9 protein-coding genes are annotated in these 22,163 nt (G+C 37.4%); 6 read left to right on the plus strand and 3 right to left on the minus strand.

Annotated features, from left to right (window positions below; genetic code table 11):
* Positions 1 to 231: 231 nt before the first annotated feature.
* On the plus strand, positions 232 to 4,650 hold the full coding sequence (locus BC008_RS27655) for a WD40 domain-containing protein (RefSeq protein WP_235595945.1): 4,419 nt from the start codon (positions 232 to 234) through the stop codon (positions 4,648 to 4,650).
* Positions 4,651 to 5,239: 589 nt separating this feature from the next.
* Entirely contained in the window at positions 5,240 to 6,484 is a 1,245-nt protein-coding gene (locus tag BC008_RS51570; protein WP_058184070.1) for an AMIN domain-containing protein, read from the plus strand.
* 247 nt (positions 6,485 to 6,731) lie between these two features.
* On the opposite strand, the gene BC008_RS27665 is transcribed toward BC008_RS51570, so the two are convergent.
* On the minus strand, positions 6,732 to 7,265 hold the full coding sequence (locus BC008_RS27665) for a DUF3172 domain-containing protein (protein ID WP_027846712.1): 534 nt from the start codon (positions 7,263 to 7,265) through the stop codon (positions 6,732 to 6,734).
* 423 nt (positions 7,266 to 7,688) lie between these two features.
* Here BC008_RS27665 and BC008_RS27670 point away from each other — a divergent pair, with 423 nt between their 5' ends.
* Positions 7,689 to 9,479, plus strand: coding sequence for a tetratricopeptide repeat protein (locus BC008_RS27670; protein WP_058184071.1), 1,791 nt, complete (start codon positions 7,689 to 7,691; stop codon positions 9,477 to 9,479).
* A 191-nt stretch (positions 9,480 to 9,670) separates the two neighbouring features.
* Here BC008_RS27670 and BC008_RS27675 read toward each other — a convergent pair whose 3' ends face one another.
* Both BC008_RS27675 and smc read right to left on the minus strand, forming a co-directional pair.
* Positions 9,671 to 10,693, minus strand: a complete 1,023-nt coding sequence (locus tag BC008_RS27675) for a PRC-barrel domain-containing protein (protein ID WP_027846197.1) — start codon at positions 10,691 to 10,693, stop codon at positions 9,671 to 9,673.
* Between the two features lie 58 nt (positions 10,694 to 10,751).
* Positions 10,752 to 14,474 (minus strand): chromosome segregation protein SMC, encoded by a 3,723-nt coding sequence (gene smc / locus BC008_RS27680; RefSeq protein WP_027846198.1) that lies wholly within the window; start codon positions 14,472 to 14,474, stop codon positions 10,752 to 10,754.
* A gap of 502 nt (positions 14,475 to 14,976) precedes the next feature.
* On the opposite strand from smc, the gene BC008_RS52205 reads away from it, so the two are divergent.
* From BC008_RS52205 to BC008_RS27695, 3 genes are all read left to right on the plus strand, one after another.
* Entirely contained in the window at positions 14,977 to 17,079 is a 2,103-nt protein-coding gene (locus tag BC008_RS52205; protein WP_058184072.1) for an NACHT domain-containing protein, read from the plus strand.
* Between the two features lie 101 nt (positions 17,080 to 17,180).
* On the plus strand, positions 17,181 to 19,232 hold the full coding sequence (locus BC008_RS27690; RefSeq protein ID WP_058184073.1) for an NACHT domain-containing protein: 2,052 nt from the start codon (positions 17,181 to 17,183) through the stop codon (positions 19,230 to 19,232).
* Between the two features lie 1,250 nt (positions 19,233 to 20,482).
* Positions 20,483 to 21,796, plus strand: a complete 1,314-nt coding sequence (locus tag BC008_RS27695; protein ID WP_027845826.1) for a sensor histidine kinase — start codon at positions 20,483 to 20,485, stop codon at positions 21,794 to 21,796.
* Positions 21,797 to 22,163: the final 367 nt, after the last annotated feature.

A 22,163-nucleotide genomic window follows, 5' to 3' on the forward strand; every position in this document is an offset into this window, starting at 1 on the left:
AAACAGGTATAATATTTGCGTTTAGATATCTATGACGCACATGTGACAGCTTCACTTTCTGGTGCAGCTTAATTTTTAATATCTCGTACGTAAATTTGCCCATAAAAAATTTTGAGAGTTCTGCTTTTCTGCAGCAAATACAATTACAGACTTCATAATCTCTATGACAACTTAACTTTTTTTATGTAGTTAGTTTGTGAGCAACATTAACGGAGGTAAAAGTAAAGAAGGGTGACTAACATTAGCAAAGGAATGTTGGCTAAAAAATATGCTGAAAATCTTGTCGAAGCTCTACTGAAACTTGCCTCAAATCAAAATAATTTTTATTACATAGAGAAAGAAATTGAAGTTGAATGGATTTGTAGTAACCAGTTGTATGTCACTGGATTTACTTTAGACAAAAAAGGTAATACATCAGAATCAGGTACAACATTAAAAGCCCTATTAGGTATTTTAAAAAGAAATAATCAGAAATTAATAACCGATACTGAAGCTAAGGTTGAAGGTAAAAGTGAAAAAGAAATTGAAAAATATATCATTGAACAAATAAGAAATTCTATTAGATATTTAGAAGAGTTAGAACTATTACAAGATCAACGTCCTAGAAATCATAATGGTAAAGTAGCAGGTAAAGCCTGCTGGAAATTCAAGCTGATTAACCTCAAAGATAAAAATGTAACTCTAGAAGTAAATCTGAATAAGGTAAGAGAAAAACTAGGACTTCCACCACAAAACAAGACTATTCTACCCAAAGCTCAAATTTCGACTCTTCAAGTACCTTCGGTTTCAAATCCCTTAGCTCAACAGATGATGGGTTGGTTTAAAACCTTGGGTTATCAGTTCGAGGGATATGAAGTTTGGCAAGATAGTTATTTTGAGTGGATTATCAATATCCCAATAAGACGTAACCGATATGACCGAATTTTGGTGCGTGGGATAATAGGAGAAATAGGACTTAAAGATGTAAGGCTTTTAAGTTCAAAAGTAAAAGAAAAACGTACTGATGAAGGTTGGTTGGTAACTGACAGGCGTATTAGTAAGATGGCACGCTGTGAAGTTCAAAAGAAAGAAAATTGCCATTTAGAATGCTATACCTTCGACCAACTTGTAGCGATCGACGCTGACTTTAGGGGTTATCTAAGTTGGTTAGAAGCAGAGGTAAAACGACGGGGTATTGACAAAAGGTATGTACCTTTGGCTTGTAGTAAAGAAGAACTAGGTCCAGTTAGCAAGCGTTGTATTGGAGTTAGTCACTATACAGAAGAAGATGGTTGGATTGATGGTTATATTAACCGTTGGTTAGATGACCCAGCAAAAGAACATATTTCAATATTAGGTGAGTTTGGTACGGGTAAAACTTGGTTTGCCTTACATTATGCTTGGGTCGCATTGCAGCGATATCGGGATGCACAGCAAAGTGGTGTTCAACTTCCCCGGTTACCTTTGGTTATTTCTCTACGAGATTATGCGAAAGCAGTAAGTGTGGAATCGCTATTTTCCGAGTTTTTTTTTCGTCAGCATGAAATCCCTATACCCGGTTATTCGGCTTTCGAGCAACTCAACCGTATGGGAAAACTGTTACTGATATTTGATGGTTTTGATGAAATGGCGGCGCGGATAAACCGTCAGGAAATGATTAATAATTTTTGGGAATTAGCTAAGGTTGTTGTTCCTGGAGCCAAAGTAATCTTAACTTGTCGTACGGAACATTTCCCAGAAGCAAAGGAAGGACGTGCTTTATTAAATGCAGAACTGCAAGCTTCCGTTGCCAATTTAACTGGAGAAACACCCCAATTTGAAATATTGGAACTGGAGAAGTTCAACAACGCGCAAATTCGCCAAGTATTATCCCATCAAGCCCAAGATACAACAGTAGAGCTTGTGATGGGGAGCCCCCAATTATTAGATTTATCGCGTCGTCCGGTAATGAGCGAATTAATTTTAGAAGCATTACCAGATATCGAAGCTGGAAAACCTATAGATATATCACGGGTATATTTGTACGCAGTCAGGCGAAAAATGGAAAGGGACATCAAAGCAGAACGTACTTTTACTTCCCTTGCAGATAAACTGTATTTCCTGTGTGAATTATCCTGGGAAATGCTCTCAAATGACAAAATGAGCCTAAATTATCGCCAATTTCCCACTCGGATTCGGAGGTTGTTTGGTGCAATAGTTGAAGAAGAAAAGGATTTAGACCATTGGCATTACGATATGATGGGACAAACCATGTTGATTCGCAATGCTCATGGGGATTATACTCCAGCTCACCGCTCATTGTTAGAGTTTTTTGTAGCGTATAAGTTTGCATCTGAGTTGGGGGTATTGGCTGATGATTTTACTGGATTAGCTCAGACACAAGAATATTTAAATAATCATCAGCCTAATGATTATACTTGGTCATCCTATTTTCGCCGCAATGTTGATGCAACAGGGAATATTGTTTCTGTTACACCCTTACGGGGATTTGTCAGTGAGTGTTTGGAGAAATTGCTGGAAACATTTGGGAAAAGACCATTAACAAAAGCAGTGATGGATTTGTTAGTGCCAATGGTAGGGGACAATCAGGGTTTAATTGAGATAATAAAAGCAACAAGAGGTAAAATCTCCGATGAAGTGGGTTATCTCGGAGGAAATGCGGCAACTTTAGCAGTTAAGGTTAATAAAGAGGCTTTGCAGGGCAGAGATTTGAGCGGTGTGGTGATTAAGGGAGCAAATTTTAGTAACGCAAATTTGCGAAATGTTAATTTTGAAAGCGCAGAAATTAAAAATTCTTTCTTTAGTAAAGCTTTAAGTACCGTATTATCAGTGGCATTTAGTCCTGACGGCAAAGTTTTTGCGACGGGTGATAGTGATTGTGTAGTTAACTTGTGGGAAACTGCCAGTGGTAAAGAAATTTTGACCTGCAAAGGACACACCAATTGTGTAGATTCTGTCGCTTTTAGTCCAAATGGGACAATTCTTGCCAGTGGCAGTTCAGATCAAACGGTGCGATTATGGGATATTAGCAGTGGTAAATGTCTCTACACCCTGCAAGGTCACACTGGTTGGGTACGTTCAGTCGCCTTTAGTCCAGATGGGATGACCCTCGTTAGCAGTAGTTCAGACCAAACAGTACGGCTATGGGATATTAGCAGTAGTCAATGCCTGCAAATCTTTAGCGGACACACTGGTTGGGTACGTTCAGTCGCCTTTAGTCCAGATGGGATGACCCTCGCTAGCGGTAGTTCAGACCAAACAGTAAGACTGTGGGATATTAGCAGTGGTAAATGTCTCTACACCCTGCAAGGTCACACTGGTTGGGTACGTTCCGTCGCCTTTAGTCCAGATGGAACCATCCTTGTTAGTGCTAGTGGAGATAAAACTTTGCGGCTGTGGGATATCAGTAGTGGCGAATGCATCCACATTTTGCAGGGGCATACCAATTTGGTACGTTCAGTCGCTTTTAGTCCAGATGGGATGACTCTCACCAGTGGCAGTTCAGACCAAACAGTACGACTGTGGGATATTAGCACTGGTAAATGTCTCTACACCTTGCAAGGTCATACCGGTTGGGTGCGTTCCGTTGCTTTTAGCCCAGATGGCACGACCCTTGTTAGTGCTAGTGGAGATAAAACTTTGCGGCTGTGGGATATCAGTAGTGGCGAATGCCTTTACACCTTGAGGGGGCAAAATAATTTGTTACGTTCCGTCGCTTTTAGTCCAAATGGCATGACCCTTGCCAGTGGTAGTTCAGATCAAACAGTGCGACTGTGGGATCTCAAGAGTGGCGAATATCTCAAAAATTTGCAGGGGCATACCGGTTGGGTACGTTCCGTCGCTTTTAGTCCAGATGGAATGACCCTTGCCAGTGGCAGTTCAGACCAAACAGTAAGACTGTGGGATATTAACAGTGACGAATGTCTGTACACCTTTGAGGGGCATACTGGTTGGCTACGTTCCGTTACTTTTAGCCCAGATGGAATGATACTTGCCAGTGGCAGTGAAGACCGAACGGTGAGGCTGTGGAATACCAGCACTGGTGAATTTATCCACAATTTTGAGGGGCACACCGGTTGGGTGCGTTCCGTCGCTTTTAGTCCAGATGGAATGACCCTTGCAAGCGGTAGTGGAGACAAAACAGTACGGTTATGGGATATTAGCAGTGGCAAATGCCTTTACACTTTGCAGGGACACACCGATTTTGTAAATTCTGTTACTTTTAGCCCAGATAAGATGACTCTTGCCAGTGCTAGTGCAGACCAAACAGTACGGCTGTGGAATATCAGCGCTGGTGAATGCTTCTACACTCTAAAAGAGCACAACGATTGGGTACGTTCCATTGCCTTTAGTCCAGATGGGAGGATACTTGCTAGTGGCAGTTCAGACCAAACAGTAAGACTGTGGGATATGAGCAGAGGTGAATGTCTCCACACTTTGCAAGATCACACCAATTGGGTAGGTTCTATTGCCTTCAGTTTAGATGGGAAAATCCTTGCCAGTGCTAGTGATGATGAGACTATAAAGCTTTGGGATGTCAAAACAGGTGAGTGTCTCAAAACTCTGAAAAGTGAACAACCTTATGAAGGTATGAATATTACAGATGTTCAAGGTTTAACATCAGCAGAAATTACCACGCTCAAAGCATTAGGTGCAATCGAGAAAAAGTAAACTTCTGAGAAACTTATTACCCCAACTGTGAACGCTAAAACTAGCAAATATCCTTGAAAATTATCGATGATATGCAACGCGCCCACAAATTACCAATTACCAGTTACCAATTACCAATTACCAGTTATAAATCATCAACTAACAGACAACATACTTGCAGACAAAAATCATCTTACTTATCTATTAATTTTTAACAATTATTTCCCAGAAAAATAGGCTTTCACCCACACTTATGTGCTATGGCCAAAAGCCTAAGACTAGTATCAATAGAAAACGAGATATCAGTTTATAACAGTTTATATATATAAATCACGAACATGAAAATAAGATAAACTTCAAATGAACTCAACATAAAAAATAAATAAATTTATTTAAATACAATTATAAAAATAAAATCAATTTTTTCTCACAATTTACAACAAATTGCTGCTTGTGCTATTTACAAACCAATCGAGCTATATTAAATTTCAACCAATGACACAAGTCGTTTAGAAAAATCATTTAAGCTTTTTCAGTCATTACAGTGAAGACAATTGTTTGTAAGTGCTTGCTCGTTAACAATTAGCCATAAAAACTGGAGATGAAGGTCGTGTTCAAGCAAATCGCAACTCAAAAACTAGTTTCTGGGTGCAAGCAGGTACTAAAATTTGGTTTATTCAGTTTTTACGCAGCACTTTCTTTGAGTGCTGGTAGAAGTTTAGCTGAACCGATCGCAAGATTAGAAAATTGGAGATTTTATCCGGAAGCTCAACAATTAGAAGTTATGCTTTCAGGGTCTTCTCAACCACGTTATTTCTATCTTCCCCAACCTCCCCGTATTGTGGTGGATTTACCGGATACAAAGTTAGGTTATGTTCCCACCCAACGGACATTTTATGGGAATATCCGAGGTATCCGGGTTTCCCAGTTTGACGAAAACGTAACTCGCATTGTGATGGATTTAGCTCCGGGAACTTTTTTCGATTCTAGTCAAATGCGATTACAGCCGATATCTCGCCGAAATTCTCTTGGTTGGGTATTTAGTCCTTCGATTGCAAGCAACTATAATTCTATTGGACGAGGTCAAGGTCGCTATCCGTTACCCTTACCCAATAGTTATTACAACCGTCGTCAATCTCCTCCTTTACCTTATACTAGAGAATCACAACCTCGCCGCAATTTCTCTTCAGATATAACTGATCGGTTACCACAACAAAATTATCAGAATATTCTCCTACCTCCTTTAGATTCTTTACCAGGAGGACCAGTTAACAGTAGGTCTTACAATAACGATAATTACAACCGACAACAGCTACCACCAATCAACCTACCTAGTGGTGATAATCTTCCTGGAGCAAATTTTCCTAGTGGTCTCCCACCTATCAATCCAAGTATTCCTCAACCTGGCTTACGAAGCCTACCACGAGTCAATGGTCAGTTTGACAATAACAGGAATTATAATCAGCAACAGTCCCCCATATCTGTTCCAACGACTTCTCCCAATAGTCCATTTTCTCCGAAATTTCCCAACGACTCTGTTTTACCACCACCAAGATTTCAAACTCAGCCAGCAAGAAGAAATCTTAATAATCAACCAAATGTGGCAGTACCAAATATGACAGTGCCAAATGTCACGGTACCAGATTTTCCAACTCCGACCATACTTAATAATTCAAATAATTCCAATAACTCAAACAACTTCAATAATTCAAATAATTTCAATAATTCAAACAACTTCAATAATTCAAATAATTTAAATAACTCAAATAATTTAAATAACTCAAATACTTCCAATACTTCCAATAATCCAGAGATTATTGAATTTGGTCAGCCTTTTCCAAATACTCTGCCTTAGAAAATCTTATCAATGGTGCGTTACGCTGTCGTTAACACACCCCACGTATTTTGTAATGATAATCACACGTAAATAATAATTGTCAGTATTATTTGATTATTGAGTTAACTCTGACTAATAATTACATTTCTAACTCCTGATTTCTGTACAGACGTAGCAATAGGAAATATTTAGGATGCTACGTCTTACGATTCATATTTAGCGGGACATTTGCCAGACATAGCATCAGGATAGACAATGTTAAAATCTAAAATCTTTCTGTTTCGACTGGTGGTGCAACTGCTCCTGGTTCGTTCAAAAAGAAGTTTTGTGCGCCACTGTTTTGATAAACACAACTAATATTTACATCTTTACTACCCAATTCACCTGTAAATGCAAAGGTATTCAGACGATTCTTACAATCTCTTACTTGTTGGGATGTTATGAGTCCTTTTTGTTCTAAAACTTGCCAGTTATTAGTTCGTAATACACAACCCGGACGCATACTAGACTGGGATACATAAACACTGAATGGGTTGAGGGTTAAAAATAGCTTAGCATCCATCACCATGGCACTAGCTCCATATTGGACACAAATTTCAGGGTTCGGCGCTTTAATATCAATAAATTCGCGGGTAGCTACATTGGAAGGTGTCAGTGTCGCTGTTGAGCTAAAAGCAATACCTATACCTATACCTAAAATAAGTACCCCTCCTAAAATAGCGATCGAGGTTAAGTTAAAGGTAGAAGTACCAAGAGCAGGAGACTTAGTAGCTGTTCTAGTGGGCGATTTTCTTCTCATTGTTGCTTAATTAAATGTAAAACATAGATAGCACAGTTTGTGCAGTACGTTTGTTATTAGTGTAATTAATTTGCTTTACAGTTGTCTTTAAGTGTTACAGCACTACGTAACAAGTTTAGGATATTGGTAAATCTGGCAAAACGTATGATTTATGAGCTTTTGTTAGCGGATCCGCGTAGGTCATAATTTTGACTTTTTACTTTTAACTTTTTACTTGCGCATAGCGCTATATTTGTGTTGTACCTATAGGCTAACAAATCAGAGGCTACTCGTAGTGAGATTAGTCAAATTAAGATCCATCCCAAACCAATGATTAGTATATTTATAGAGAGAAAAATCTTCCATTAAATCCAGTAAAAAAAGCTTTACAACATATAAAAATTTCCCTACAATACCCCCATCCCCAGAATCGCAGAATTTTACATGGACTGGACTACGGTACTGCGATCGCTACAGTCTGATTTCATCAAAAGATTAAAATCTGGTTGTCTGTTGCATTGTCAAAAAGAAGGCGAATATAGCGAACTAACAATAATCTCTGGAGAGAGGTTAAGAATATTACGAGATTTTTGTTGGGAAATGGCGGAAAAGTACAAGCGCGCTGGTACTGTCCGTGATGTTTTTATCAGTAATTTAAAGGGAAAGTTAGGTGAAGAAGTTGTCAAAGAACGTTTAGCGGATTTAATTACGGAAATTGATTATGCTAAGCGTTTTGGAGGGGATGGTAATGTTGATTTTACCTTGCTTTCTGACCCTACTATTGGCATTGAAGTAAAATCTCGCTCTGGTACTTTTGATAAGGTTAGATGGTCGCTGAGTGTAGAAGAAGTAAGAAAAAATGCTGTTGTAGTTTGCGTTCTAATTCAAGAACAGGTGAATGAGGCACAGTCAAAGTTTAACTTGATTTTGGCGGGTTTTCTCCCAACTAAGATGATTAAGTTAAAAACGGGTAAAATTTCTTTTGGAATCGATCAATTATTCCATGGTAGTGGATTGCGGTGTTATCTGGAAGAGATCCAATCGGCGAGAATTGAGACTGTATCGGAAACAAGAAGCCAAGAAGTTAAAAGTCAAGAACCTAGAAGTCAAGAACTTAGAAATCAAGAACCTAGAAATCAAGAACCTAGAAATCAAGAACTTAGAAATCAAGAACTTAAAAATAAGGAGCTTGAACATCAAGAATTAAAATATCAAGAGCTTAGAAATAAAGCTATAAACCATCGGATTTACGGCGATCACATTGGTCAACGGAAATTAGTATCCAGTCATTCTGGTGGTTTATCGATTGAGTCTCGATTAAGGTCTGGGACGGAATTATATAGTTTTTATGTCAAGTTGGGCGATCGCTTTTTGGAAAAGACTGAGTACGAGCGAGCGATGGAAAATTATACTCAAGCTCTGCAAATCAAGCCCAATGAAACCGAAATTTATTATAAACGTGGTTTTGCAAAGTATCAGTTGGGTAATTACCAAGGTGCAATTGAAGATTGTACTTGGGTAATTACAAATCATCCCAATTACGTTAAAGCTTACAATTATTTGGGTGATGCTCGCTATCAATTAGGCGATTATGAAGGTGCGATCGCTGATTACAGTGAGGTAATTAGACTTAATCCTTTCGATGCTAATGCTTATATAAATCGAGCTGATGCTCGTTACAATTTAGGAGATAAGCAAGGTGCAATTGAAGATTATGTGCATGCGATCGATATTAATCCTGATCGCAATTATAGTTACGAAAATTTAACTCAAGTTCCTAATAATCCGGAAAATCACCTGGAAATTTCCCAAGCAAAAGAAATAATTCAAGGAATTAATCCTGAAGATGTAGATGCTTACAAAAATCGTGGGAACAATCGTTACGATCTAGGAGATTACAGGGGAGCGATTTTAGACTACACCCGCATTATTGAACTCGATCCCGACCCTGAAATTTATGTGAAACGTGGCGATGCGTATTACGATTTCGGGGACAAGAAAGCTGCAATCGCAGACTATACCGAAGCAATTCAAATTAATCCCGATAACGCTGCTACTTATAACAAACGCGGCGATATTTTTTATGAGTTAGAAGATAAGGAAGCTGCAATTACAGACTTTCAAAAAGCAGCAGAAATATACCAACAACAAGGAAAATTAACAGAACACAAACAAGCGCGGGAAAAAATTCTCGATTTAGAAATAGAAGAATCTTTAGATATTTTAAATTTTTAGGATTTGTTTGTAGTCGCGCTATATCCCTGTATACACGCGCTAAGGTATGCTACAGAGCAAAAATGGAGCTAAAGCCTTACTAATAACCAAAAGCAAAGACGTAGCAATGCTACGTCTCTACATAATCGGGAATTATTACTAACAAGCCTTAAACTTAATATTTATTGAGGCATATCAACGAATATCAACAACTAATATCCACCTTCTTCTTCATATTCTGGTTGTTTTTCTTTAACTTTTTTCGGAATATTAATTGGTTTTGGCGGTTCGTCATCACCCCAAGCATCACTATTTACATCGTCATCGTAAGTAGCGTACTCGCTAGCATAATCAGGAGTTCTGCTGGGTTTGGGTTTACGGGGAGGAGGTGTTTGTTGATACCTATCTTTGCCAGTGGCTTCGCTCCAGTTATCTTCCTCTTCTTCGTATTCTACTGTTTGTGCTTCGTAGGGTTCTGATTCGTAAGGTTCGGGTTCCAATGGTCGAGCTTGCATTTCCCTACGTCTGGGAACTTCTTCGTAATCGTCTTCATCCCAAACTTCTTCTGCTACAGGTTCAGGACGACGAATTTTTTGTCTGGGTGGTTCTAAAGGTACCCCAGAAGGAAGCTGATTGGATGGTGCAACTGTTTTTGGCTGAGCGTTCCAAGCTTCGTCTTCTTTTTCCCAGGGAGCTTTACCGATCCCCATACGCTCTAACAAACCGACCGTGAGCTGAGTTAAACGTTCTTCTGCACTTTCGAATACGATCAGCCTATTGGGTCCTACACTGACAACTTCTTCCATTGGTAGCTCATAAGTGCTAAGAAGTTGTTCGGGAATTTGTGGTAATCCTAAGTTAGCAATGACAATAGTATGAATTTGACCTGTTTCGCCGTTGAATTTAAAACCCCTTACCCTACCGAGAACTTCACCTGTTTCTGTGATGACCTCCCAGTTAATTAGGTTGCTGTAAATGTCAACTTCGACATCTTCAATTACATCTTCATTTTCAACTAGGATAACGTCGCCGATCTGATCGATACTACTTAAATACATATAGCGGGGGATGCTAGAAACGGAAATCAGGCTATCTCGCAAGCCGAGAGCCACAACTTCCCTGCGATCTATATCCACCCAAAGTTGATTAACAATTCCCAATCGCTTACCGTTATCACCAGTAATTACCTGGGTGTTTAAAATATCGGAGCGCCTAATAACTTTTTCAGAGGTCATTATATACCGAGTCCCGATCTCGAATCCGGTTTATCTATACACTATTATTAACTAAAACTCAAGCAGTTGTGCTGGAGGATTGTAACTTAATACCCAAAACTTGAGTATAAGCCCCCCGTGCTTGTGTCACGCCGATTGTGCGTTCGGCTGATTCTATCATCGGACGACGCAAACTCACAACTATAAATTGTGCTTGTTGCGCTTGTTGCTTAATCATTTTAGCTAATCGTTCAACATTTGCTCCATCTAGAAACATATCTACTTCATCAAAAGCATAAAACGGTGAGGGGCGATACCTTTGCAGGGCAAAAATAAAACTTAACGCTGTTAGTGATTTTTCTCCTCCGGACATGGAAGCAAGACGTTGGACTGGTTTACCTTTGGGATGGGCTACTAGGTTTAATCCGCTACCAAATGGATCTTCGGGATTATCGAGTTGGAGGTAACCGTCACCGTCGGAAAGTTCGGCGAAGATTGATTGAAAATTTTCGTTCACCGCATCAAATGCTTCTTTAAAGGCGCGTTGACGTAATGTAGTAAAGTTTTCAATCCGCAAGAGTAGTTCTGTGCGTTCTCCTTCTAGTGTTTCCAGTTTTTCGGTTAATTCTTGCAAGCGTTTTTGAGTGCGTTCGTATTCTTCTAATGCCAGCATATTTACTGGTTCCATTGCTTGCATCCGCCGGGAAAGTGATTTTAATTCTTTCTTCAAAGCTTCCAAGTCAACCTTATCGGGAACTTCTGGAAGGGGAGAAGGTAATTCAGCACTAACTACTTCTAATTGAGCTTTTACTTGTTCTAAAGTTTCTCGCCGGGAATGTTGAGATTCTTGAAGTTTTTGCAGTTCCCATTCTACTTGTTGTTGGCGTAACAACAGGGAGCGTACTTCTTGTTCGACACTATCGCGTTTTTGTTTTTCTTCTCCCAGGTTTTTTTCTAATTCGCTTAATATAGCTCTGGTTTGAGCGATCGCATTGGTCAATTCTGTGTCTTGAACTCGAAGTTTTTCTAAGTTTTCTTTTTTATTTACTTCTTCCCGTTCGTATTGTTTGAGACGTTGTTGTGCTTCTTGGGTTTTTTCTTGCAAACGTTGTTGTTGATTTTCTAAGTTTTTTAAGGTTTCTTCTACTTTTCGTAAGTTTGTTTCTTTTTGTTGTAGTTCTTGCTCTTTACTTTTGATTGTAGCTTGGATTTGTTGCCATTCGTTGGGGGTTTGGGAAGATTCTAACTCAGCTAAGGCTTGGCGCAGCTGTTGTAATTCTTCCTCTTGGCTGGGTAATTCCCGATCTAATATTTCCAGACGAGATTGGGCTGTTGATAAGCGTTCAGTATTTTGAGTAAGTTGCGATCGCGCTTCTTCTAAACGGGATGCTAAATTTTTAACTTCTTTTTGTAACTGTTCTAAACGTAGTTTTTGTTCTCTTTTTCCTTGACGTGCTTCTGTTAATTCTAGGGAAAGTTCCTTGGTTCTTTGGGAAAGAGTTGCGATCGCTTCGGTACAACGTCCCAAAACCCGTTCAATTTCTTCTAGTCGATCTCGTAGAGACGTTGCATGCAACGTCTCTACATTGTCGGTTCCATCTGCAGTTCCAAACTTTAAGGTAGAACGTTGACTGACACTACCACCGGTCATTGCTCCACTGGTTTCTAGTAGTTCGCCGCTGAGAGTAACTATGCGAAATTGTCCTAAGTAATTACGTGCTTGATTTAAAGTAGAAAATACTACAGTGTTACCAAAAACATAAGCAAACACATCATCGTAACGGCGATCGCATTCGATTAAATTTACTGCATAATCAATAAAACCATTGGCATAATTCAGTTTATCTGACTGGGAAATTCGCGGCGCTCTAATTTTATTTAATGGTAAAAAGGTCGCTCGACCAGCCCGTTTTTGTTTTAATAATTCAATTCCTGTAGAAGCAACAATATCATCTTCCACCACAATATGTCCCAACCTCGCCCCTGCACAAATTTCTAGGGCTAGCTGATACTGGGGATCGACCCTTCCTAATTGGGCTACTAAGCCACAAACACCACTCAATCCCGACTTAAGAATTAGTTTACTCGCATGGGTTCCCTGGGCTTCCTGCTGTGCTTGAGCTTGGGCTTCTAATTTATCCAATTGGCGTTGCTTTTCCCGTTGTTCCTGTAACAGACGTTTTTGGGTTTGCTGTTGAATATCTAACTCTTGTTCCGTCGCTGCCAAGTTTTGTGCTAAATCTTGGATCGGTTCATTAGAAGTATTAAATTCTGTTTCTAGTTGAACAAGCTGTTCTTGTTTCTCTGTTAATTGTGGTTCGAGAGTTGCAACTAATTGAGTTTGTTCTTGAATTTGTTGCTGTAGTTGGTTGTTACGTTCCCTTAATTGTGCTTGTTCGGTACGTTGGGGTTCTAAACTTTGCAACAAAGTCTCAATTTGACGATTGTAGTTAGTTTGTTGTTGCACCCATGCTTCCGAAGCTGAAGCAATTTCCGTTGCAGCTTCCCGAGAATCTTCTAATTCCTGTCGCGCTGTATCCCTTTGCTCATGTAGAGACGTCGCGTGCAACGTCTCCACCTGGTATTGTTGGGCTAATTCTTCTAAGGTATGTTGTTGTTCTTGAATGTCCTGCTGGGTACGTTTAATACGGTTTGCAGTGTTTTCAATGGCAGATTGTAACTCCGTTTGCTGACGTTGAACCTGTTTGCGTTCGGCTTCCTGATTTGCCAAAGTAGACTGTGCATTTAAAAGCTGTTCGCCTCCCAATGCATTTAAATGTGCGGTTAACTGTTCTAATTCCTTATTTTTGTCATCAATCTCGGTATTTACCCTCTCAAGTTGCTGGGTAAGTTCCGTATTACTCTTATCACCCTCTTGAATTTTAGTGATTAAATTTTCCTGTTGTGCTTGCAGCGATCGCCAGGATAAAACCCCTTCCCACTTTTGCTTTTCGAGAAATTCCGCTCGCAGTTTTTGATATTTTTCAGCTTTGGCTTTATCTTGAGCTAAACGTTCGCACTGTGCCGTTAATTCAGTTTCAATAATTCTACAACTATCTTCTTTTTCCTTAACTTCCTCTAAAGTATCCTTCGCCTTATTAATTTTGCGATCAAACGTCGCTACACCAGCTAATTCATCAATAATTTCTCGCCGCTCTCGGGCTTTCATGGAAATAATACTGGTGACATCCCCCTGAAGTACAACATTATATCCTTCAGGATAAATTCGCAGTCGATCCAACTCCTCATGTAACTCGGTAAGATTTGAGGAAATACCATTAATCAAATAACTTGAAGAATAAGTACCTTGAGGTGTTACCCTTAGTCTCCGGGTGACACTCCACTCCCCACCGGATATTGCACGGATTTTTTCCTTGCGATGTTTTTCTTCTTCGGTTTGTTCTTGCTTTTTTTTGAGTTCTAATAACTCTTCTGGATCTAACTCAGCTTCATTTTCTTCCTCTGAGGGGTCTTCTTCAACTACAACCTGAGATTCAATTGGTGCGTCATCATCTTCATCTTGAGTGTAGTCAGAAAGATCTAACGTTACCGTAACGTTAGTTTCGATTGTAGAACGGTTTCCTTTTTTAATTTGGTTGGTGTTTACTAGATCTGGAAGCCTGTCTGCTCGCATCCCCTTGGAACTAGCAAGTCCCAAACAAAATAGCAACGCATCCAGAATATTTGATTTACCAGAACCGTTAGGTCCAGAAATCACAGTAAATCCCCCCAACAATGGCACTTGAGTGCTGCCACCGAAGGATTTAAAATTGGTAAGTTCCACGCGCTTCACGTGAACCATAGGCGCTGGTCAATAGGGGTACTGAAGTAAATAGTGTACCAATTAAAGTCGAATTGTTAATAGTTAAAGTTGCACAAAGAGGAAAATTGGGAAAGTAATGGGTAATTGGTAATTGGTAATGGGTAATTGGTAATGGGTAATTGGTAATTGGTAATTGGTAATGAGTTAAAAGGGTTTAGATTGAGGGTTGGTGAGTTTTAAATTACAAGTATCCGCCTTGGATTAAAATCCCAGGCTCATAGCAAAAGTCTGATAAATCAGACTGGGTAAGGTTTGTAGTGCGTTTGAACGTACTATGACTAACGCCACGCAATAACTATAGCTGCGCTACCTGCGGATCCGTTACGCTGCGCTAGGCGCTAAGAGCTATTAGGCTGGATTTATTTCCAGGTGGGAGTTTGGACAAAACGAGGCTTCGGTTAAATCTGGAATGTAACGAGCATCATTTGAAGTTTTAGGAGAGTGTTAGTACTCTGATAATTGGGATTTTCTCCAACACAACATGCTGACTAATCCTTTTGTGACACTGGTGTTGACTGTGTTATTAGCTGCTTTGGGCGGCTATTTAATTAATCAATTACCCCAAATTCCAGATTTTCGAGGTAATAAAGTTTTAACTTTATGGCTCACATTTGAAGTTACAATTTTAAGTTTAATTGTTACTGACTGGAAAGATTTTTTCAGTAAAAGTACTTTATCATTTCAAGTCGCTGCTAAAACTGTTGGTGTCATAGTTTCACTGTTATTTTTTTGGCATGTATCTCAACTGGGATGGAGAATTTACCAGGCAAGGAAACAAGGTAAGCTCACTAATCAAAATAGTACATCAAATAGTACAAAAATATTAAAAGCCCCGGAAGATTGGCGGCGAGAATTGTTAAAAACAATGAAGCATTATGTGGAAACTAGGTTAAATGACTCACTCCACAATCAAGAAATTATTCGGGTGGGAAGGGAGGAACAACCAGAAGCAATAGGAAGACAACCTTTAACAACAAATAGCAGCAGTAATACATCTGATTCACGATGGTTACAAGCAAGGCGATTTTTACAAGTTTTTAATGGTGGAAGAAGTGAGTTAGATGCAGGTAAACCAATTATCGAAGCTTTTGATAAGTCAGATATTGCAGGTCGGTTACTGATTTTAGGTGAACCTGGTGCTGGTAAAACTACTTTATTACTGGAATTAGCCAGAGACTTACTTAAACGCGCTCAACAAAATCCAGATTATCCAATTCCAGTATTATTTGAACTTACCAACTGGAGGGATGACAAACAAGGAATCGGGCAATGGTTGATTGCTGATTTGAAATTTCGCTACAACGTCTCAGCAGAAATCAGTAGTCAGTGGTTATCTGAAAATAAATTATTACCTTTGCTGGATGGTTTGGATGAGTTGGGTTTAACCAGACAAAAGCAATGTATTGATAAGATTAATTATTTTTTGCAAAGTCAATCCAGTTTATTACCTCTAGTTATTTGCTGTCGTAGAGAAGAATATGAGCAAGGTGGGGCGATTTTAAATAATTTGCAGGGTGCAGTTTATTTACAAGCTTTAAATAAAAAACAAATTAAAAAATATTTGCGACGGGTGGGTTTTCCTAAATTGTGGAAAAACATTCAAAACGATTCAGATGGTTTAGGTCAATTAGCGAAAATACCTTTATTTTTAAGTTTAATTCCTATTGCTTATCCAGATGGTTTAAATAATACAGTTAACTATTTTAATTCTGAAGATGAACGAAAAAAATATCAAAAAAATGTCCGCGAAAATTTGTTTGATGCTTATATAAAAAGAAAGCTAGAAGCACACCACGATGAGAAGGGATATAAAATTGAGGATACCAAGCAATGGTTAATATGGTTAGCACAGAAAATGGAGGAGCATAATCTCAAGGAATTTTATATCGAGAAAATGCAGCCGAGTTATTTAAGTAATGAAGTTAGAAAAATACAATATTCGCTGATTAATGGGCTGGTTTTTGGACTGATTTTTGGGCTGATTAATGGGCTGGATTTTGGACTGACTTTTGGGCTAATTACTCTATTTGAAAGAGAAATTAATGTTACTGAAACTTTAAAATTAAAACCTAATTTTAAAGTTGGACTGATTTTTGGACTGATTTTTGGGCTGATTAATGGGCTGATTAATGGGCTGGATTTTGGACTGACTTTTGGACTGATTAATGGGCTGATTTTTGGACTGATTTATGGATTTAAAGGGAAATATTTAAACTATAGAAAATACCTCAATCAAGGGATTAAAGAATCTGCAAAAAATACTGTAAAATTTACTTTTATAGTTTCACCTATTTTAATTTCATTTTTGTCAATTATAAGACTGATGGAAGGTGATAAATTAAGTTTAGAAACTGTTTTCACTCCAGGGTTTTTATTAGCACTTGCTATCGGCATATTTTTTGCCGGACTTCCTGTAATTAAACACTTTTCTCTTCGCCTCATCCTCTGGAAAAATCGCTCAATACCTTGGAATTACGCACACTTTCTCACCTACGCTAGCGATCGCAAATTAATCAACAAAGTCGGTGGACGCTTTACATTTATTCATGCTTTGCTCCAAGAACATTTTGCTCAGATGGAGTAGAAAAATAGGATTTGGTAAGGTCTGGAATTTACTGAGTATGATTTGAAGTTGTAGGGGAGCAATCATACTCTGATAAGGATTGGAATTTTCTCCAACACATCATGCTGAACCCTATTTTGAGACTAGTTGTAGCTGGTTTATTCGTTGCTTTAGGTGGCTACTTAATTAATCATTTACCTGCGATCCCATATTTTCGGGGTAGAAAATTTTTAACTTTATCACTGACATTTGAGATTACAACTTTAAGTTTACTTGTCAGTGGTTGGAAAGATTTATTCAGTAAAAGTTCTTCATTTCAAGTTACTGCTGGACCTTTCGGTGTCATAGTTTTATTATTGTTTTTTTGGCACATATCCCAATTGGGATGGAGAATTTACCAAGTATGGAAACTAAGTTATCTTACCCATCAAAATAAGATAAAAGTTCTCAAAACTCCGAAGGATTGGAGACGAGAATTATTAAAAGCAATGAAGCGTGATGTGGAATCAAGGTTAAACAACTCACTACAAAATCAAGAAATTATTCGGGTGGGAACCTATATACAACCACACCAAGTAGGAAGAAAACCATTAGTAAAAAATAATGGGGAAAGTCAGTTGGAGTCAGGTAAACCAATTATCGAAGCTTTTGATAAGTCAGATATTGCAGGTCGGTTACTGATTTTAGGTGAACCTGGTGCTGGTAAAACTACTTTATTACTGGAGTTAGCCAGAGACTTACTTGAACGCGCTCAACAAAATCCAGATTATCCAATCCCAGTATTATTTGAACTTACAAACTGGAGGGATGACAAACAATCGATCGAGGAATGGTTGATTGATGATTTAAAATTTCGCTACAACGTTTCAGAAAAAATCAGTGGTCAGTGGTTATCTGAAAATAAATTATTACCTTTGTTAGATGGTTTGGATGAATTGGGTTCAACCAGACAGGAAAAATGTATCGATAAAATTAATGATTTTTTGCAAAAAAACTCCAATTTATTACCCTTAGTAGTCTGCTGTCGTCGAGAAGAATATGAGCAAGGGGAAAAGATATTAAATTTGCAGGGTGCAGTTTATTTACAAGCTTTGAGTGAAGGACAGATTAAAGAATATTTGCGACTGGTTGGTGTTCCTAAATTATGGAAAAATCTTCAAAATGATCCACATGGTTTGGGTGAATTAGCAAAGATACCTTTGTTTTTAAGTTTAATTCCCACTGCTTATCCAGATGGTTTAGAAAATCAACTTAAACGTTTTAATTCTGAAAAGGAACGGAAAGAATATCAACTCAAGATTCGCAAAGAATTATTTGATAATTATATTGAAAGGAAGCTAGAAGAACACCACAATCGTAAGGGATATAAACCTGAAAATACTAAACGATGGTTGATATGGTTAGCGAAGAAAATGGAAAAGCATAATCTCCAGGAATTTTATCTGGAGAAAATTGAGCCTAGTTATTTAGACAATACTTTTGAAAAAATACAGTATTTGCTAATTATTTCACTGATTCCTGGGCTAATTTCTGGACTGGTTATTGCAATGAGTTTTTACCGGAATTCCGGTTTGATTGTTGGGTTGTTTTATGGAGTGGTTTTTGCTCTGATTTATGGTTTTATCTGTCTATATCCAGTCCCAAATGATGCAAAAGAAGCTTTTAAAATAAGTTTTGATTTGAAAAGTTGGTTGATTTTTTTACTGATTTCTGGACTGATTATTACACTAATTCCTGGACTGATTCCTATACTAACTTTTGGGCTAATTTTTGTGTTTAATAAAGGAACAGAATTGGAGGATAGAAAAAATCCAAATCAAGGTATTCAAGAATCTGCCAAAAATATTATAGTTTTGATTTTTATAGTTTTACCTATTGTAATTTCATTTTTGGCTATAGCAGCAGTACATATACATGGTCAAAACTTGTACGTAACAAGTATTATTATTCGAGAGTTTTTAGGAGTAATTATTTTTGTTGTAGCTCTTACTGGAATTACCGTTGTACAACATATTTCTCTCCGCATTATCCTCTGGACAAACCGCTCAATCCCCTGGAACTACGCATACTTTCTCACCTATGCTAGCGATCGCAAATTAATCAACAAAGTGGGGGGTCGATTTACGTTTATTCACACTTTACTCCAAAAACATTTTGCTCAGATGGAGTCATAAATAAAATAGATCAAATATTGGAGTTTTAGAAAAACTAAAAAATATTGCAGACTCACCAATAGAGCTAGGTAAACTAATATTCAAGTCAGAAGTTGCTTTAAAAATATACTTATACAACTACTTTTGAAGTGATTATGCTTAATTTAATAATCTTAGTTATAACGTATGAATCAATAAGAACCGAAGGTGATCGTGAGAGAAAATAAGAGGATGAAGTTAAACAACGCTTTGCAAGAATTACTGAAATACTTGTATCTACTTTTGTAGTAGTCTTCTTTTTGTCGTAATCAGTTCCTGTTTTTGTATCAATCCTACTCTTGTAGTAATGGTTTAGTCGGGATTGTTCTGTTTCAAGCCGAAGAATTTTATACAGGACAAAAGTAATAACAATTTTTAATACCTGTTTCAATTTGAAAATCATTGTTATCTAATTTACTTTAAATTAGTGATAGTAGCTAAAAAAGGATGCGGTCAAACAAGTGGAACCTTACAGCTGGCTAAGTAGAAGGCTTGAAAATCACTAACTAATCAATACCAGATTTTTATGCAATAAAAAAAGTATTATTTTTTCTTTCAACTTAAATTCAGTCTTTTGAAAGTCAAAATATAATCTTTTGGATCAATAAAATCTATACCTTTAGAAGGATTAGTAAAGCTATTAAGTAATACAAGTGCATATACTTGCTAGCCTAAAACAATATGTTAAATATGTAACCAGAAATAAATGATATATATCAAAAGGTAGGTAGCCACATCAAATAATGATGATAACTTTTTATCAATCTACTGAGCCATTTTCTATACTTTTATCGCCAGCGAAGCAGATTCCCTGTCTTGGTTTAGAGATAAATCATAATTGAGTCCGTTAGGTAGTATTTCTATTTCTTAATAGGTGTATTAGTATCATTGGAGCGGAAAACCAAGTTAAGCATTATTGTATGAATAGTAAAAATAACTTACGATACTCAAACCTTTACTTTATTATTAAACAGCTGACTAATAGCTAAAAAGTTCACCAATTGTAATCCTCAATACAATCTTCACACAATAAAACTTTTAAGCCTAACCCAGTAATAGGTTTAGATGATACTTATGCGCAATTTCATAATGTAACTTTTTAGTGTCTTAACGTCATTTATAACTAATCTTGTAAATCTATAAATTAATTATTGTAATAATTGTTTACAATGTTTAGCGGAGTTTTTGTATCTCTGCAGAGTCGCCTTAAAAGGAAACAGTAATTATTAAGTATGTTATCTACTATTTTTATTCCCCATGGACATTGTTATCTTTGGAAAAATGGATTGGTTTTGTTACATCTGAGTTCCGATCTCCTAATTGCAATTGCCTATTTTATAATACCAATCATGCTTGTATATTTAGTAGACAAGCGAGAAGATATCCCTTTTGACTGGATTTTTCTTTGTTTTGGAGCTTTCATTATTTTTTGTGGTATCACTCATCTGATGGAAGTTTGGACGCTTTGGTATCCCAACTACTGGATATCGGGATGTTTAAAAGCTTGTACTGCGGCTATATCTTTATCTACTGCTTTATTATTATTCTATTTGCTGCCTAAACTTCTGGCTATTCCTAATGTTCCTAAATTGGAAGCACTCAACACCGTTTTAGCGAAAGAAATTAGTGAACGCAAAAAAATAGAAGCGAAATTACAAATTCAAACCCAAGAACTGGAAGAAGCATTAGAAAAACTTCAATCTACCCAAGCCCAAATGATTCAAAATGAAAAAATGTCTAGTTTGGGACAGATGGTTGCAGGAGTGGCTCATGAAATCAATAATCCTGTTAGTTTTATTTATGGGAATATAACTTATGCGAATGAATATGCTCGAGATTTAATAGAATTAGTGGAAATGTATGGAAGACACTATTTTCAGCCACCTGAAGAAATTAAGAATAAAATTACAGCCATTGAACTAGATTTCCTCAAGCAAGACTTTATAAATTTGCTTGACTCTATGAAAATAGGAGCTAGTCGTATTTGTGATATTGTTTTGTCATTACGTAACTTTTCCCGTCTTGATGAAGCAGAGTTTAAACAAGTAGATATTCATGAAGGTCTTGATAGCACTCTAATAATTCTGGAAAATCGCTTAAAAGGTAGATCGGAGAAGTCTAAAATTCAAATAATTAAAGAATACGGTCAAATTCCCTTTGTAGAGTGCTATCCTGGATATTTAAATCAAGTATTTCTAAATATTTTAGTTAATGCCATTGATGCCTTTGATTCAGATAATTCACAGAACAATTCAAATGGAGTAAAAAATAAACCTAATCTTATTAAAATTTCGACTAAAAGAGTTTCAAATAATTTAGTTTTAATCCATATTACTGACAATGGACCTGGAATATCATCAGAAATTCGTCCTAAAATATTCGACCCTTTCTTTACAACAAAAAAAGTAGGTAAAGGTACAGGTTTGGGATTATCTCTTAGCTACCAAATTATAGTGGATAAACATGATGGAAAATTATTTTGTGAATCAACTGATAAACAAGGGACAGAATTTTTTATTGAGATTCCAATTTGCAGAACATTGTAAATAGAAAGTCTTGACGCTCTGCAGTACTTGCTAATTAATATTAGCATTTATTATCTAAACTGCTTTACATGCTATTCAAGACTTTATTATCACTTCATCCTCTGGAAAAATAGATCAATCAATAAATACCTTGGAAATACGATCGCTTTCTCAGCTATGCTAGCGGTCGCAAATTAATCAACGCAGTTAGGCTGCAAGAGGCGATTAAACGTGCTGGAGGGGTGAGTCGAGCCATTGATATTGTTGAACAGGTGGTATCTACAGGGAAGCCTGTAATTTCTTAAGTGGATAAAGTAGGTGGTCGGTTTGCTTTTCTTCATACTTTACTCCAAGAACATTTTGATCACATGGGGTAAATGTGTTCAAA

Origin of the sequence: Mastigocoleus testarum BC008, assembly GCF_001456025.1 — a bacterium.
Classification (GTDB): Bacteria; Cyanobacteriota; Cyanobacteriia; order Cyanobacteriales; family Nostocaceae; genus Mastigocoleus; species Mastigocoleus testarum.

Bases quoted from the DNA above. Each gene is read 5' to 3' on its own strand.
- BC008_RS27690 (WP_058184073.1), top strand. From the start codon at position 17,181: ATGCTGAACCCTATTTTGAGACTAGTTGTAGCTGGTTTATTCGTTGCT.
- BC008_RS27665 (WP_027846712.1), bottom strand. From the start codon at position 7,265: ATGAGAAGAAAATCGCCCACTAGAACAGCTACTAAGTCTCCTGCTCTT.
- smc (WP_027846198.1), bottom strand. From the start codon at position 14,474: ATGGTTCACGTGAAGCGCGTGGAACTTACCAATTTTAAATCCTTCGGT.
- BC008_RS27675 (WP_027846197.1), bottom strand. From the start codon at position 10,693: ATGACCTCTGAAAAAGTTATTAGGCGCTCCGATATTTTAAACACCCAG.
- BC008_RS27670 (WP_058184071.1), top strand. From the start codon at position 7,689: ATGGACTGGACTACGGTACTGCGATCGCTACAGTCTGATTTCATCAAA.
- BC008_RS27695 (WP_027845826.1), top strand. From the start codon at position 20,483: ATGTTATCTACTATTTTTATTCCCCATGGACATTGTTATCTTTGGAAA.
- BC008_RS52205 (WP_058184072.1), top strand. From the start codon at position 14,977: ATGCTGACTAATCCTTTTGTGACACTGGTGTTGACTGTGTTATTAGCT.